Genomic DNA, 13,286 nt, shown 5'->3' on the forward strand with positions numbered 1-13,286 from the left:
CATGCTATGTACGGATCGCGAATCCTGGTCCGCCGGGCACGGAGTCCAGCAGCTGGCGGGTGTACTCGGCTTGTGGAGCGGTGAAGACTTGTTCGACCTCACCGTGCTCCACCAGCTCGCCGGATCTGAGCACGGCGACGTTGTCGCTGACGTGCCGGACCACGGAGAGGTCGTGAGAGATGAACAGCATGGTCAGATCCAGCTCTTCGCGCAGCTCTGCCAGCAGCTTCAGCACCTCCACCTGTACAGAAAGGTCCAGGGCCGAGGTGATCTCATCGGCGATCACGGCCTCGGGCCGGATGCACAGAGCTCTTGCGATGGCGATTCGCTGCCGCTGACCGCCGGAGAACTCATAGGGGTATTTGTCGATGGATCCTTGGGGAAGTTCCACCCGGTCGAGCCACTCGGCGATCGTCTTCCGGTGCCGGCTGACCCGGGACCACAGGGGGTCCAGAGCCTCTGCCAGTGCCTGTCCGGCGGTACGCCGTGGGTTCAGCGAGGAGTAGGGGTCCTGCGGAATCAGCTGCAACTGCTTCGGAGTGCGGCGGCGCCGTCCGGTGCCGGCACCGTAGGTCTGCCCCCCCACTGTCACCTGGCCACTGGTGATGGGCACGGCCCCGATGAGTACCTTGGCCAGGGTGGACTTCCCCGAGCCGGATTCGCCCACCAGACCAACAGACTTCCCCTTCCAGATCTGCAGCGAGACATCTTTGAGGGCCTGATGCTGGCTAGCACCTGCGCCGAAGACGACACTGAGTTCCTCTGCTTCAATAGTGGCTTCAGGCATTGTTGGCCTCTGTCTCCTCGCTGACATCGGTGAACTTCGCCGCATCCAGCAGCTTCTGCGTGTAGGGATGCTGAACCTCTTCAGCGGTGAGCTGATCACAGGTGAGCTCCTCGATAACCTCGCCGTGACGCATCACCACCACCCTGTCGCAGAGCGCTTCGACGACACCGAGGTCATGGGAGATGAACAGCACCCCAGCACCCAGTCGCTCGGCCGCACCGACGAACTGGCGGAGCACCTCCGCCTGGACGGTCACATCCAAAGCTGTGGTGGGCTCATCGGCGACGATCAGCTTCGCCTCAGTGACCAGAGCCGAGGAAATCATGGCCCGCTGCAGCATGCCTCCTGAAAGCTCGTAGGGGTGCTGCTCTCCGCGGCGCTCCGGTGCGGAGATGTTCAGCTGTGCGAACTTCTCCGCCAGCTCCAGACGAGCCTGGCGCCTGGTAGCGCCCAGATGGACCCGCGAGACCTCGGTGAGCTGGCTGTTGAGCTTCAGTGCCGGGTTGAAGGAGGACATCGGGTCCTGATAGACCAGAGCCACGTCACGAGCCAGATCCCCGGACTTGGGGTGCCGGAGCATGTCGTGGCCTGCGGCCCGCAGCTCATCAGCTGAGGCAGTCACGCCTTCGGGAACCAGCCCCGCGGCAGACATCGCGGTGAGTGACTTGCCAGATCCGGATTCGCCGACCAGCCCCACAATTTCGCCCTTCTTGACCCGTAGAGAGACCCCTTTGACCAGTTGTTGCCCGGCAGCGCTGGTGACACAGAGGTTGCGGACCAGCAGAGCGTCGTCGTTCTCGGCGGCGCTCTTCGCAGCAGCAGACTCATTGGCCTGCAGAAGGGTGCCGGTCCTGCGGCCCTTCACTGCACGGCGCAGGCGCGGGTTGCTGCGTGCAGCCAGACCGTCCCCAATGAACATCGCTGCGACACCGGTGAGGACGATCATGATGCTCGGGCCGAGAACGTGCACCGGCTGTGTGTAGACGTTCGGGAGCGCATCGGCCAGCAGCCGTCCGAAGTCGTATTCGGGATTCTGCACGCCCAAGCCGATGAAGGACAGCCCAGAGAGCTCAGTGAGCATCACCGCATAGGAGTTCGCGGCCAGGATCAGCAGCGGTTCGCCCAGATTCGGCAGCACATGACGGGCCAGAATAATGGGCCGGGGTACACCGAGCTGCTTGGCCGTGCCCACATACTCCCGAACCATGATGGGCGCTGCCATATTGGCAGCGAGCCTGGTGAACGCGGGAATTCCGGCGATGCCGACTGCAATAGTGGCTGAGAACGCGCCGGGTCCCAGAATCGCGGCGACGACCAGGGCAAGAACGAGACCCGGAAAGGCAACGGCCACCGCGTTGGCGGTGAGCACAAAGTTCCGGATCCGCTCGGGCATCATCCATACCAGGATTCCGGTGACCACGCCCAGGACAACAGCAATCGCGGTGGCCGCCGTGGTCAGGATAAGCGTCAGCCGGGTGGCCACCAACGCTCGGGCAAAGAGATCACGGCCGAACTCATCGGTGCCCAGCCAATGCTCGGAGGAAGCCCCTTGACGCATATCACCGGTCAGCTCACGGGCGGTCTCTCCCAGCACCATCGGGGAAATAATCGCCACTAGGACCAGCGCCATTGCAAGCCCCAAGCCGATGGCCAGCATGGGGTTGAGGCGTCTCTCCCTGGCCGGGCTGTGAGAACCAGTCTGGACGTCGGCAACTGCCACAGTGGTCATGTCAGAGCCTTTCCGGCCCGCAGGGTCCGCGGGTCTACCAGAGCGAGCAGAATGTCGATGATCACATTGGCGGTGATGGCCAGGGCGCCGATAGTAAGGATGATGCCCCGAGTGAGGCCGAAGTCCCGCTCGATGATGGACTCCACCACAGTGCGTCCGAGCCCGGGCCAGGAGAAGACCGTCTCCACAATGATGGCACCGCCGATCATGGCGGCGAGGATCAGGCCGGAGAGCGTCAGTGTTGAGGACAGCAGATTCGGCACAGCATGCTTGGAGTACTGCCGCGCGGTGCTGATCCTCCAACCGCGGGCGGTGCGCATATAGTCCTGCTCCAGGACGACGGCGGCCTCCCGGCGCACCATGCGGGACATGGAGCAGATGGGCCCGATGGCGATCGCAGTGGTGGGCAGGATGTAGGAGGTGAGCTGATTGGCCCCGCCTGCCGGCAGCAGCCCCCAGTTGACCGCGAAGACCACAATGAGGATCGCGCCGATGACATAGACCGGCAGCGCAAGGGCCGAGGCAGTGATCCAGCCGAAGCCGGAGTCCAGCCACTGGTTCCGGTTGCCGCGGGTCAGGCCGGCGACCAGCAGTCCCAACGCCAGGGAGACAAGCACGGTGATGGCGATGCCGATCAGGGCAATGGATGCGGTAAAGGGAAGTCGTGCGACGATGACGTCGGCGACCTCGGTGGTGGGACGGCGCCACGAGTTGCCGAGGTCCAGCGTCAGCACACCGACGAAATAGTCCCAGAACTGCACCAGCACAGGCCGGTCCAGTCCCAGTCTCCCGCGGGTGGCCTCCACTTGCTCGGCGCTGGCGTCCATTCCGGCGATCACCCGGGCCGGATCACCGGGGACGAGGTGAACCATGATGAAGGTGAGCACCACAAGCGCAAGGAGCGCCAAGACGAACTCAAAGACCTTCCTTAGGAGGAATGCCGGCCAGGGCCGGGCCAGAACGGCGGGCATTGTTCACCTCTAGCAACTGTGGGGCAAAGATGTTCGGAACACATGGATTACATTAAGGGGCAGTGCCCGCCCAGCGACAGGACTCGAGCGGGCACTGCGGCCTCAGAAGGACTGGTCAGTCGAGGATGCGGAGGCTGGTCAGGTCTTCGTTGCCGCCGGGCCCGTAGATGGTGAAGCCGTCACGGATGACAAAGGTTCTGGTATCCATGGAGATCGGGATGAAGTCCACGGCTGCCAGTGCCTCCTCCTGGGCAATCTGGTAGTACTCGCACATCTCTTCCTCGGAGCCCGCGGCCAGCGCCGCGTCTAGGGCTTCGGTAGCCGCCGGGTTGTTCGACACGCTGGTGTTGCGGCCTCCCTCAGTGTGGGGAACACCGATGACGGTGCCCAGCCCCCAGGAGATCGTACCGATGTTGTTGACCGTGGCGAAGACGGTCACATCCCACCATTCAGGCTCCTCATAGATATCGGTGACCCAGGTGCCGACGTCGAGGTTCTGCAGCTCGACCTCAGCTCCCGCGGCGAGCAGCTGCTCCTGAACGTAGATGGCACCGGCACCGTTCTGACCGATGGCATTGGTGCCGATGACGTTGACCTGCACACCGTCGAGGGCCTCGGATGCAGCCTCCGCGTCGTAGTCCTCCAGCAGAGAGAAGTCCGTATTGGCGCATTGCATGTTCTCATCGCCGAGTGTGGCGATCAGCTCGCCGTTGGGATCGACGATCTCAGCCAGTGTCTCCCTATCGACGATCTGGGCCAGCGCCCGACGCATCTCCTCGTCCTGGAAGGGGCTCTGCTCCCCGTGGTTAAACAGGATGTAGAACTCTCCTGTAGTCACCGTGGTCTGATCGTAGCCTTCCTCGTCCTCGAAGCGATCGAGTTCCTGATCGGTCACCGGAGCGACGTCGAGCTCATCGGTCAGGAGCTGATTCGCGACGGTGTCATCAATGCCCACATAGAACTCCAGGTACTGCGCGGGCACGCCCTCGAGTTCCTCAGAATAGTCAGGCCAGCTGTCATAGCCCTCACGCAGCTCGAAGACGTAGCTGACCCCGTCATTGGCCTCGCTGAGCACATAGGGGCCGCTGAAGGCGGCCTCAACCTGCCCAGCGGCCGTGCTCTCGGGGTCCTCTAGACCGGCCGGGCAGACAATACCCGACTGCGGGATGGCAAGGCCCGCCGGCAGGTCCGAGTGGGGTTCGGAAAGTTCGATGACCACTGTGCTGGCATCGTCGTCGGCGGTGATGGTGGCCTCGCCGGGACCGAAGACACCGTCTCGCTGGACGGCACTTTCAGTCTCGTCGGCGAAGTAGGTGAGCGAGTCGGCCACAACTGTGGGGGTGATCTCCGTGCCGTCGGCACAGGTATGGCCTTCCCCGATGGTCAGAGTCAAGCCCGATTCCTCCAACTGGTAGTCATCGGCGATGCCGCCGATGAGTTCGCCGTCAATATCACGGCGCAGCACTGTATCGTAGAGCAGCCGTGCAGCGCGATAGTCGTCCGTTGCAGTGGTGGTCATCGGCAGGAATCCCACCGGGTCGGTGATCCAGGCGCCCCGGATGGTGTCGGTGTGCGGGCCGTCGCCGTTTCCCTCTGTGGTGCCGTCCGCTTCGATGCTTCCGTCCTCGGTGGTGCAGCCTGCCAGGGCCAACGCCCCGATGCACAGTGCGGCACCCAGCCTTCGGCCGCGCTTCGATGCCTGTGTCATGGTTTCCTCCCAGTCGGTGCGGTGTGGTGTAGTCCATCAAACCAAGGGGTCTGGGGCTGTTCATCGCGCAGGCGTTGAAAGATGCCCAGATCATTTACGACACATGTTGAAACTCGTGTGGTGTGCCGCCACGCACAACACGTCTGAAGGTGGTAGCACCACAGATCAGACGTGGCCGTAATGCTCACGGTGGTTGACCACTGAGTAGGCGTAATCGAGCAGCGTGCTCCAGCTGAAGAGGGGCAGATCGAGCTCACGCTGCACTGCACGGGCGAAAGGCTGGAATCCTGTGCACTCGAAGACCAACGCTCCGATGTCGGGATGCCGCTCGATGGCTTTGCGGCAGAGCGTAAGGAACTCGCGTTCGGCAATGGAGTAGTCAGCTGTGGGCAGCTCAGGCCTCTGGTCGCTGAGCCAGAGGTTGGCAAACTCCTCGATCGGGTGGTCCTCACGGTTGCCGATGAGGGCCACCCGGTCCTCATCCTCTATACCCACACTGTGCAGGTGGGTGTCGGTGAGCTGCTCCCGAGAGGCGCAGATGACGCCGACCTTCTTCTGCGGGCCGATGATCTGCTGTGCAAGCGGCACCTGCAGCAGGCTGGACATGAAGACGGGAACTTCGACGTGGGCGGCGACCTCACGCTGGAAGTAGGCGAAGTAGCCGCATTCGGCGGCAATGGCCCGAACACCCATCCGTTCGAGTCTCCTTGCTGCAGCGAGGATCGGCTCCAGGCAGGCTGACTTGTCCTCGGCGTAGACCAGCTGCTGGATATCGACACCGGCGGCGATGTCGTACTGGATGGGAAAGGGGTAGGCGCTGGCGTTGCGCACATCGCCGGGGAATCCAGGGTAGACCTCGTCGACCAGCATGATGCCGAGGCCCATGCCGTAGGCGTACTTTCCAGGCCGCGCGGTGATCCTGGTGACGCCCCAGTCGCGATTTCCGTACATCATGCTCTACAGCCCTCAGGCAGGCTGTAGGAAGGACAGAATCGCCGCATTGACCGCCTCCGGACTCTCCTGGGCCGACATGTGGCTGGCCCCGGGGATGAACCGGAGGGATGCCTCTGGAATAGTACGGGCCATCTCTTCGGAGGCTTCACGACTGATGTACTCTTCCTTCTCTCCGTGGAGCACCAGGGTGGGCGCCTCGATGCGCTTCAGGTCCTCCAGCACAAGAGTGGGCTGGGTGAGCCACACCTGGGTGACCAGTTTGATGAAGAAGCGCTCCCACGCCCGGGCGTCCGCAAAACGCCTCTTCGCCTTGCTGACGGCCTCACCCACGTGGGAGTGCAGGTCGGCAGTACTGCGGTAGACCTCAGGGGTAAGGGTCTTGTATGCCTCGATGACGCCCTCGCAGTAATTGGACGTGTGGTAGGGAGTGCCCAAAAGAACCAGCCGATCAACCAGTTCGGGATGTCGCAGGGCCAGCAGCAGCCCCGTGCAGCCCCCATCGCTGAATCCGACGATATGTGCCTTGGCCGCACCGAGCGCAGCCAGCAGCTCCGCCGCATCGTCGGCGAAGCGCTGATAGCTCAGCGGCTTCTCCGAGTCTGAGGAGCGGCCGTGGGCTCTGGTGTCCGGCGAGATGACTCGGAACATTTCGGCGAGCGCGGGGATCTGGTTCCCCCAGGATTGATGGTCGATGAGCCCGCCGTGCAGGAGAAGCACAGGAGGTCCCTCGCCATGCTCCTCAAGGTAGACCGAAATATCGTCAATGTCGATCACGCGTCCTTGGCCGCGGGTGGGCCGGATGAGCTCTTCCATGGTGTCAGCTCCTCAACTCCATAGATCGGTGGGCCGGTTCCATGCCATCAGAGGATCGCGTTGGTGTCACCGCGGCAATGGTGAAAGTTTTCACCTGGCTTTGCGACATCTGTTGCAGAGCCCGGCTCAGCGACGGTCGCGGATGGCCAGCCACAGCTGAAGGAGGAGTCGGTCGCGGCCGCTGTCAAGTGAGAGCCCAGTCTCCTTCTCGAACTGGCGAAGCCGGTAGTAGACGGTGGTCCGGTGCAGGTGGAGCAGCTCGGAGGTCCTCGCGGCGTTGCCGGCCTGATCGAGGAAACAGGCGACGGTGTGCAGAGTCTCCTCCGGCACGGACCCGACGTCCTCACTGAGCACCGGGGGCAGCCCGGCAGGATCAACGGTGGGCGCGATGACAGTCGCCAGCAAAGCCTCCAGCGGATGGTCGCTCCAGTGCGCCAGCGGCAGGTCCTTCTCCGCAGCGATCTTGGCTGCGGTCTGGGCATGGTCGTAGGAGCGCGACACCTGCCCCAGCTCGAGGGTGGATCCGATGCCGCAGCGTATCCTGTGCTTCAGACCCGGATCCAGCCGGCTCAGTTCGTGACGTGCCCGCTCGGCGACTTTGCTGAGTTCTGCCCCCGCGGTCACGCCGCGGCTGCCGATCAGCAGGAATCCACGGTTCTCGGTGACCGCAAAAGCCATGGAGCGCCGTCCTGCACGGCCTCCGGTGGCCTGTTTGAGGCCTCGGCGCAGCACAGCGGCGATCTCCTCGGTCGGGCGGGCGGCAGGGGGCTGCTCAATGGACACCGCCAGGACGGTGATATGCGTGGAGGCCTCGAAATACCCGAGGTCGGCGAGATCGCGGAGGGCGGTCTCCCGGTCTGCCGCGTCATCGGAGAGCAGCGTGAACAGCAGTGTCTCCACTTCACGATCGGTATCCAGGTCCGCCTGAGCCTGCCGGTCGAGGAGGCGCTCCATCTGATGGGCGACGGCCAGGCACTTCTTCATCTCAGCCTCGGTAAGGTCCCGTTCGTCGGTGAGGATCAGCCACATTACCCCCAGCAGCCCGTACCGGGAGCGCAGGGGGAAAGCCATCCGGTCGTACTCATGGCCCTCGATGCCCAATGCTTTGCCCCGCCGCGGCTCTCGCCACTGCAGGAAGCCGGCGGCGAAGGTCGCCTCACGAACAGGTCCCTCGATGCGGCGGTTGGCCAGCGAGCTCAGCCGCAAGGGGTCAGCGTCCTCGAAGTGAGTGCTGTAGCCCAGAAGACGCAGGTCGGCGTCGTCGACGGCTACGCTGCGCTTGATCTCCTGAGCCAGCTGCTCGGCTAGGTCTGTGATCGCATCCACCCCTGTCACCTCCTCCGCCCGGTCAGTTTCTCCATACCTTAGTGTGACATCGACATCGCTGGAATACCGGTGACCGAGCGACAAGACGCTCCAGGAGGCCATTCAACATCTGTATGAGTCACCGTCTGAGATTTTCGACGTCCACCCAGAGAACATGACCTTCGACCGTGGTTGACTCGTTCATATGATCTCCGGCCCCTTCCTGGCACGCCCCGACAACCCATTCCCGCAACGTGCTGATCACATGCTGGACGAACTCCAGCAGCTCAGACGCCGCTTTCACGCCATTGCAGAAGTCGGACTGGATCTTCCACAGACACAACGAAGCGTGCTGCAGGCCCTGGAAGGGCTGCCGTTGGAGATCACCCTGGGCAAAAGGCTCAGCTCGGTCACAGCGGTGCTGCGCGGGGGCAGGCCCGGGACCACGGTGCTGCTGCGCGGGGATATGGATGCCCTGCCGGTCGCAGAGGCCACCGGTCTGGAATACGCCAGCCCCCATGGGGCGATGCACGCCTGCGGGCACGATCTCCACATGGCCGGGCTGATCGGTGCCGCCCGGCTGCTCTGCTCTGTCCGGGATGAGCTTCCCGGGACGGTCGTTTTCATGTTTCAGCCCGGGGAGGAGGGCCACGGCGGCGGGGAGCTCATGATTGCCGAGGGCGTTCTCGAGGTCACCGAGGAGCACCCGGCCGCAGCCTACGCCGTCCATGTGGACAGCACGACGCCGTTCGGACACTTCATCACCCGGCCCGGCCCCCTGATGGCCGGGGTCAACGCCCTGGATATCCGCATCATTGGCACCGGAGGCCATGCTGCGGCCCCGCATCTGGCCGTGGATCCGGTGCCGGTGGCAGCAGAGGTCATCCTCGCTGTGCAGAGCTTTGCCGCACGCCGCCTCAATCCGGCTGATGCCGGGGTGATCTCCATCGGAAAGCTGTCCAGTGATTCAGCCGCCGGGAATGTGCTGGCCCGTGAGGTGGCCATGTCCACCAACATGCGGCACTTCTCTGACGAGGTGGGCACACTGTTCACCGATGAGCTGCCCCGGATGATCCGCGCCCTGGCCGAAGCTCACCGCTGCCGTGCCGAGATCACGCTCATTCCCTCCTATCCCGCCACCGTCAACGATGCCGCTGAAACCGAATTCCTCATGGACCGCCTTTCCGCACTTCACGGCACGCAGCGAGTGCGGCGGATGCCCGAACCGGCGATGGCTGCCGAGGACTTCTCCTATGTGCTCCAGAAGGTGCCCGGTGCCATGGTCTTCCTGGGAGCGAAGCCACCGGATCTTGCTGAGGATGACGTCGCTCCGATGCACTCAGAGAGGGTGCTCTTCGACGACCGTGTGCTGGCCGTCCAGGCCGCGAGCTTGGCGAATCTGGCCTGGAGCAGGCTGACACTCGGCACCGCGTGAGACAGGCTTAGCCGCAGCAGCTCAGTACCCGTAGAGCGGAGCGAGCTCGATCTCACCCTCAGCCCGGGAGACGCAGCACAGCATCACGTCCTGCCGCTCCAGGTCGCTGAGTGCAAGATCGCGGTGCTGGACTTTCCCGGAGAGGACCCTCAGCCGGCAGGTGCCGCAGGTTCCCGACCGGCAGGAGCTGCTCACCGCGACCCCTTGGTCCTTCAGCGTATCCAGCAGGCTCCGGTCGGCCGGGACATCGATCCGCGCACCAGTGGGCAGCCACACCGCGGTGAACGGCTGGGCGTGGGGGTCCAGTGCAGAGACACCACTGAAGTCCTCGAAGTGCAGGTGCTTTGCCCGCCAATGCATCGTCAAGGCGCGGACCTCCTGCAGCAGCGGCTGGGGGCCGCAGCAGAAGATCCGCCGGTCCCCCGGCTCAGCCAGCACGCTCCACAGGTCGAACCGACGTCCGGCGTACTCCTCCTTGGCGTGCAGGAGGACATCGATCCCGTCGAGCTCCTCCACGTACGCTGCATGAGCCCTCGAACGTGTGAGATAGACCAGTCGCGCCGGGGGCCCGTGACTGGCGATCAGGTGTCTGTAGATCGAGAGCATCGGTGTGATGCCCACTCCACCGGCGATGAGCAGCAGCTCCTGGGCCTCAGTGTCGATCCGGTACTCACCCTGGGGCGGTGAGATTCGCAGCAGTGTGCCCTCGGCGGCATGTGCGTGCATGCTGAACGACCCGCCCTCGCCGTGCGGGTCAAGGGCCACGGCGATCTCGTATCTGATCGGTGCCTTCTCCGGGACTGAGGTCAGCGAGTAGTTCCTGCCCAGCCCCGAGGGAGTCTCCACCTCCAAGTGCGCTCCGGGAGAGAACCCCGGCAGCGCGCCGGCGTCGGGACGCTGGAGATGGAACTCGACAATCTGCTGGGCCACCTGCCGGCGCCGGGCGACGAAGACGTCAATCCGCTCTGGCTCGCCCATAGTTCAGCGTCCGTCCCCGGCGTCAGCGCCCAGCATGTGGATCGGTGCTCCCAAGGTGACCGTGCCTGCGGCCTCCACCGTTGCGTAGAGGCCCATTTCAGTGTGCCCGTAATGCTGTTTGAGCAGGCGCGGCACGGGAATGTCGAGCTCTGCAGTGGCCCGGTTGACCTCGGTCGCTGCGCAGCGGGGTGTACCCATCTCCACAGTGAGCCCGGCTTCTCCCAGACCGAGCCGCTGCTGGGTCCAGTTCCGCTCCACCCAGGCCTCACCGGCGTCGAAGTAAATATTGGCGCGGAAGCGCAGCGGGTCGATCTCTTCGCCGACGCGCTCACCCAGCTCGCGCACTGAGGCGAGGTTCACTATGTGCACAGCACGTCCCATGCGGGCAGAGATCGTTGCCGTATAGGTGTAGTTGTAGTTTTCGCTCGTTCGGCGGATCAAGCGGGGGGCGTGGTGAGGGTCGAGGTCCAGGACCCGGGCCAGCAGCTGCTCCGCCTCGGCACGGTCTCCCTCATGCGCCAGGCAGCAGGAGAGCACCTGGTGCTCACGGACATAGACCTCGAGCTGCTGGGTCTCGGTGTTCAACTGGGTGCGGATTCCGGCCAGGCGCGGGTCATAGGTGGGCCCGTGATAGTTGTACGAGCTCAACGGCTTCTCCGGCAGTCGGATAGCTTCACCGCCGTGCCGTGCCAGTGCCCAGGCGCGATCGTGGGGAAACCCGCGTTCCGGGGAAAGCCGGACCTGCTCAAGGTGTTGGGCGCTCATCCCTCGGATCGGGTAAACGCAGAGGCCCGTGACGGTGCCGGTCGGTGCCATACCCGCACTCTACCTAGTCTGCGACAGCCGATTCGGCGGGCTCGGTCTCCAAAGCGAAGGTGATCGGGTACTCCGGGTCGGAGACAGCCGGCCGACTCAAGCTCATGGCCGAGATGTCGTGCTCAGTGCTTCCGGCAGTGGTGAGGTCGGCAAGGATCTGCCCCATGATGCTGCCGAACTTGGCAGCGTGACCGGCACCGTTGAACACCGCCACATGCGGATGGCCAGGAAGGGTGTCGAGCACAAAGCCGCGGTCCGGTGTCATGTCGTAGACGCAGGTGCGGTGCATCAGTGCAGGGCCCGCTGAGGCGGGCAGGTGCTGACGGAGGAAGTCGGCAAGCAGCTCGCCCTCCACACTGTCGCCGGTGAAAACCCGGTCCTTGCTGGCGATGAAGCGGCTGCGCATATCCCGGCCCAGCTTGGTGGCGGCCTCCCCGTAGACGGGGAAGCCGTAGTAGGTGTCCTCTGCTCCGTGGTAGATCCACACCGGGTGCTTGTCCGGGGTGAACTCGGAGAGCTTAGAGCTGGAGAAGTAGCTGACCTGTTCCTGGGACAGTGTCAGGGTGAAGCTCAGGCCCAGATCCTCCATGAGCTCGCCCATCCAGGACCCGGCGGCCACCAGCAGGTTCTCGGCGTGGATCGCACCGTCAGCAGTTCTGACCACGACGCCGTCGTTCTGAAGGTCGATGCCGAAGACCGCGCAGTTGCCGCGGAACTCCACCCCGGCAGACTGTGCCACTGACGTATGCGCGCTGACGGTGCGGCGGATGTCAAGCACACCGGCGTCGGGCTGGAAGAGGCCGAATGTCTCATCGGAGACCTGCCACTGCGGAAAGCGCGCACGCAGCTCTTCGGCGCTCAACGAGTCATAGCTGACACCGGCCTGGTCCATGACGCGCCGGGCGTTGGCGACGTACTGGGCACCTCGGGTGCCTTCCTCCGCGAGGTCGAGGCCACCGGTGGTGGTGATCAGCGGCAGCCCGCTCTCCTGCTCCACCTGATGCCACGCGGCGAACATGGCGTCGGTGAGGCGCACGTAGTCTGCCGAGGGGTAGACACGGCGAATGATGCGCGAGTGATCGCCGAACGAGCCGAAGGGGTGAAGCAGGTCGAACTGCTCCAGCACCAGCACTCTCTCCGCGCCGCGCTGGGAGAGCCAATAGGCGGCCGCGGACCCGACGGTCCCGCCGCCGACGACGATGTGTGAATAGGCCTGCGGCATTCGTTGCTCCTGAATAGACGTCGAAAGAAGTGGACCGAGTCCAGTCTCCGGCCCTGGGAGCAGAGTCCGCGACCGCTCGGCGTCGAATCTTCTCCGCCCGCACTGCAACAGCTGTAGGAAGCCCGATGCGGGGCCGCTCTGCTTGGATGGGCAGAGTTATGAACCGGCCTGTAGGGGGAAGCTTTGGAGCACGGAATCATCATCGACGGATGCAACCCGAGCAACTGGAACTCGCCTGCCGTCGTCGGCAGTCTGCTGCGGGGCAAGGTCAGCGCCGTCAACGCCACGATCGCGATCTGGGAGGGATTCGCGGAGACCGTCGACGAGACCGCCACCTGGCACCGCAGGTTCCGTGAGCAGGACAACCTGGTTCACGTCCGTGAAACCGCCGATATACAGCACGCCCATGAGACGGGAAGGCTCGGGGTGATCCTGGGCTGGCAGAACATCTCCCCGATGGAGAACTTCCCTACCCGCCAGACTGGTGTGAGACACCCGGGCTGATTGTGTATGAGACTGAGGACCTACTTGAAAGAGACCTCATCTTCCCCAACTAGGGATCCAGGAC

General features: G+C 64.1%; 12 protein-coding genes. 2 read left to right on the forward strand and 10 right to left on the reverse strand.

What is annotated here, in order from left to right; genetic code table 11:
* Positions 1-4: 4 nt before the first annotated feature.
* The 7 genes from DVO78_RS06040 to DVO78_RS06070 all read right to left on the reverse strand — a co-directional run bounded on the left by DVO78_RS06040 (position 5) and on the right by DVO78_RS06070 (position 8,288).
* Entirely contained in the window at positions 5-787 is a 783-nt protein-coding gene (locus DVO78_RS06040) for an ABC transporter ATP-binding protein (RefSeq protein ID WP_202912099.1), read from the reverse strand.
* Complete coding sequence (locus DVO78_RS06045; RefSeq protein WP_238385164.1) at positions 780-2,516, reverse strand: ATP-binding cassette domain-containing protein; 1,737 nt, start codon at positions 2,514-2,516, stop codon at positions 780-782. Before DVO78_RS06045 ends, DVO78_RS06040 begins: the two co-directional genes overlap by 8 nt.
* Positions 2,513-3,487, reverse strand: coding sequence for an ABC transporter permease (locus DVO78_RS06050; RefSeq protein ID WP_120003907.1), 975 nt, complete (start codon positions 3,485-3,487; stop codon positions 2,513-2,515). Before DVO78_RS06050 ends, DVO78_RS06045 begins: the two co-directional genes overlap by 4 nt.
* Positions 3,488-3,602: 115 nt before the next feature.
* The gene (locus DVO78_RS06055) at positions 3,603-5,195 is read right to left on the reverse strand and encodes an ABC transporter substrate-binding protein (protein WP_120003908.1); all 1,593 of its coding nucleotides are present in this window, start codon (positions 5,193-5,195) and stop codon (positions 3,603-3,605) included.
* Positions 5,196-5,360: 165 nt separating this feature from the next.
* Positions 5,361-6,149, reverse strand: a complete 789-nt coding sequence (locus tag DVO78_RS06060; protein ID WP_120003909.1) for an aspartate/glutamate racemase family protein — start codon at positions 6,147-6,149, stop codon at positions 5,361-5,363.
* A 12-nt stretch (positions 6,150-6,161) separates the two neighbouring features.
* A complete protein-coding gene (locus DVO78_RS06065; protein ID WP_120003910.1) occupies positions 6,162-6,962 on the reverse strand; it encodes an alpha/beta fold hydrolase in 801 nt (266 codons plus the stop codon).
* A 126-nt stretch (positions 6,963-7,088) separates the two neighbouring features.
* Positions 7,089-8,288, reverse strand: coding sequence for a PucR family transcriptional regulator (locus DVO78_RS06070; protein WP_162301570.1), 1,200 nt, complete (start codon positions 8,286-8,288; stop codon positions 7,089-7,091).
* Positions 8,289-8,472: 184 nt separating this feature from the next.
* Here DVO78_RS06070 and DVO78_RS06075 point away from each other — a divergent pair, with 184 nt between their 5' ends.
* Positions 8,473-9,702 (forward strand): M20 metallopeptidase family protein, encoded by a 1,230-nt coding sequence (locus DVO78_RS06075; protein ID WP_238385165.1) that lies wholly within the window; start codon positions 8,473-8,475, stop codon positions 9,700-9,702.
* A 21-nt stretch (positions 9,703-9,723) separates the two neighbouring features.
* On the opposite strand, the gene DVO78_RS06080 is transcribed toward DVO78_RS06075, so the two are convergent.
* The 3 genes from DVO78_RS06080 to solA are packed head-to-tail and all read right to left on the reverse strand — an operon-like array spanning position 9,724 to position 12,718.
* The gene (locus DVO78_RS06080; RefSeq protein ID WP_120003912.1) at positions 9,724-10,680 is read right to left on the reverse strand and encodes a PDR/VanB family oxidoreductase; all 957 of its coding nucleotides are present in this window, start codon (positions 10,678-10,680) and stop codon (positions 9,724-9,726) included.
* Positions 10,681-10,683: 3 nt separating this feature from the next.
* Positions 10,684-11,496 (reverse strand): MOSC domain-containing protein, encoded by an 813-nt coding sequence (locus DVO78_RS06085; RefSeq protein WP_120003913.1) that lies wholly within the window; start codon positions 11,494-11,496, stop codon positions 10,684-10,686.
* Positions 11,497-11,509: 13 nt separating this feature from the next.
* Entirely contained in the window at positions 11,510-12,718 is a 1,209-nt protein-coding gene (gene solA, locus DVO78_RS06090) for an N-methyl-L-tryptophan oxidase (protein WP_120003914.1), read from the reverse strand.
* 183 nt (positions 12,719-12,901) lie between these two features.
* On the opposite strand from solA, the gene DVO78_RS06095 reads away from it, so the two are divergent.
* Positions 12,902-13,222 carry a membrane dipeptidase gene (locus tag DVO78_RS06095; RefSeq protein WP_120003915.1) on the forward strand — a complete coding sequence of 107 codons (321 nt, stop codon included), beginning with the start codon at positions 12,902-12,904 and terminating at the stop codon, positions 13,220-13,222.
* The last annotated feature ends 64 nt before the right edge of the window (positions 13,223-13,286 follow it).

Source organism: Nesterenkonia muleiensis, from assembly GCF_003600155.1.
GTDB lineage: Bacteria > Actinomycetota > Actinomycetes > Actinomycetales > Micrococcaceae > Nesterenkonia > Nesterenkonia muleiensis.

Excerpts from the sequence above, each read along its gene's own strand:
- DVO78_RS06060 (WP_120003909.1), bottom strand. The coding sequence starts at position 6,149 with ATGATGTACGGAAATCGCGACTGGGGCGTCACCAGGATCACCGCGCGG.
- DVO78_RS06040 (WP_202912099.1), bottom strand. The coding sequence starts at position 787 with ATGCCTGAAGCCACTATTGAAGCAGAGGAACTCAGTGTCGTCTTCGGC.
- solA (WP_120003914.1), bottom strand. The coding sequence starts at position 12,718 with ATGCCGCAGGCCTATTCACACATCGTCGTCGGCGGCGGGACCGTCGGG.
- DVO78_RS06065 (WP_120003910.1), bottom strand. The coding sequence starts at position 6,962 with ATGGAAGAGCTCATCCGGCCCACCCGCGGCCAAGGACGCGTGATCGAC.
- DVO78_RS06085 (WP_120003913.1), bottom strand. The coding sequence starts at position 11,496 with ATGGCACCGACCGGCACCGTCACGGGCCTCTGCGTTTACCCGATCCGA.
- DVO78_RS06075 (WP_238385165.1), top strand. The coding sequence starts at position 8,473 with ATGATCTCCGGCCCCTTCCTGGCACGCCCCGACAACCCATTCCCGCAA.
- DVO78_RS06045 (WP_238385164.1), bottom strand. The coding sequence starts at position 2,516 with ATGACCACTGTGGCAGTTGCCGACGTCCAGACTGGTTCTCACAGCCCG.
- DVO78_RS06050 (WP_120003907.1), bottom strand. The coding sequence starts at position 3,487 with ATGCCCGCCGTTCTGGCCCGGCCCTGGCCGGCATTCCTCCTAAGGAAG.
- DVO78_RS06080 (WP_120003912.1), bottom strand. The coding sequence starts at position 10,680 with ATGGGCGAGCCAGAGCGGATTGACGTCTTCGTCGCCCGGCGCCGGCAG.
- DVO78_RS06055 (WP_120003908.1), bottom strand. The coding sequence starts at position 5,195 with ATGACACAGGCATCGAAGCGCGGCCGAAGGCTGGGTGCCGCACTGTGC.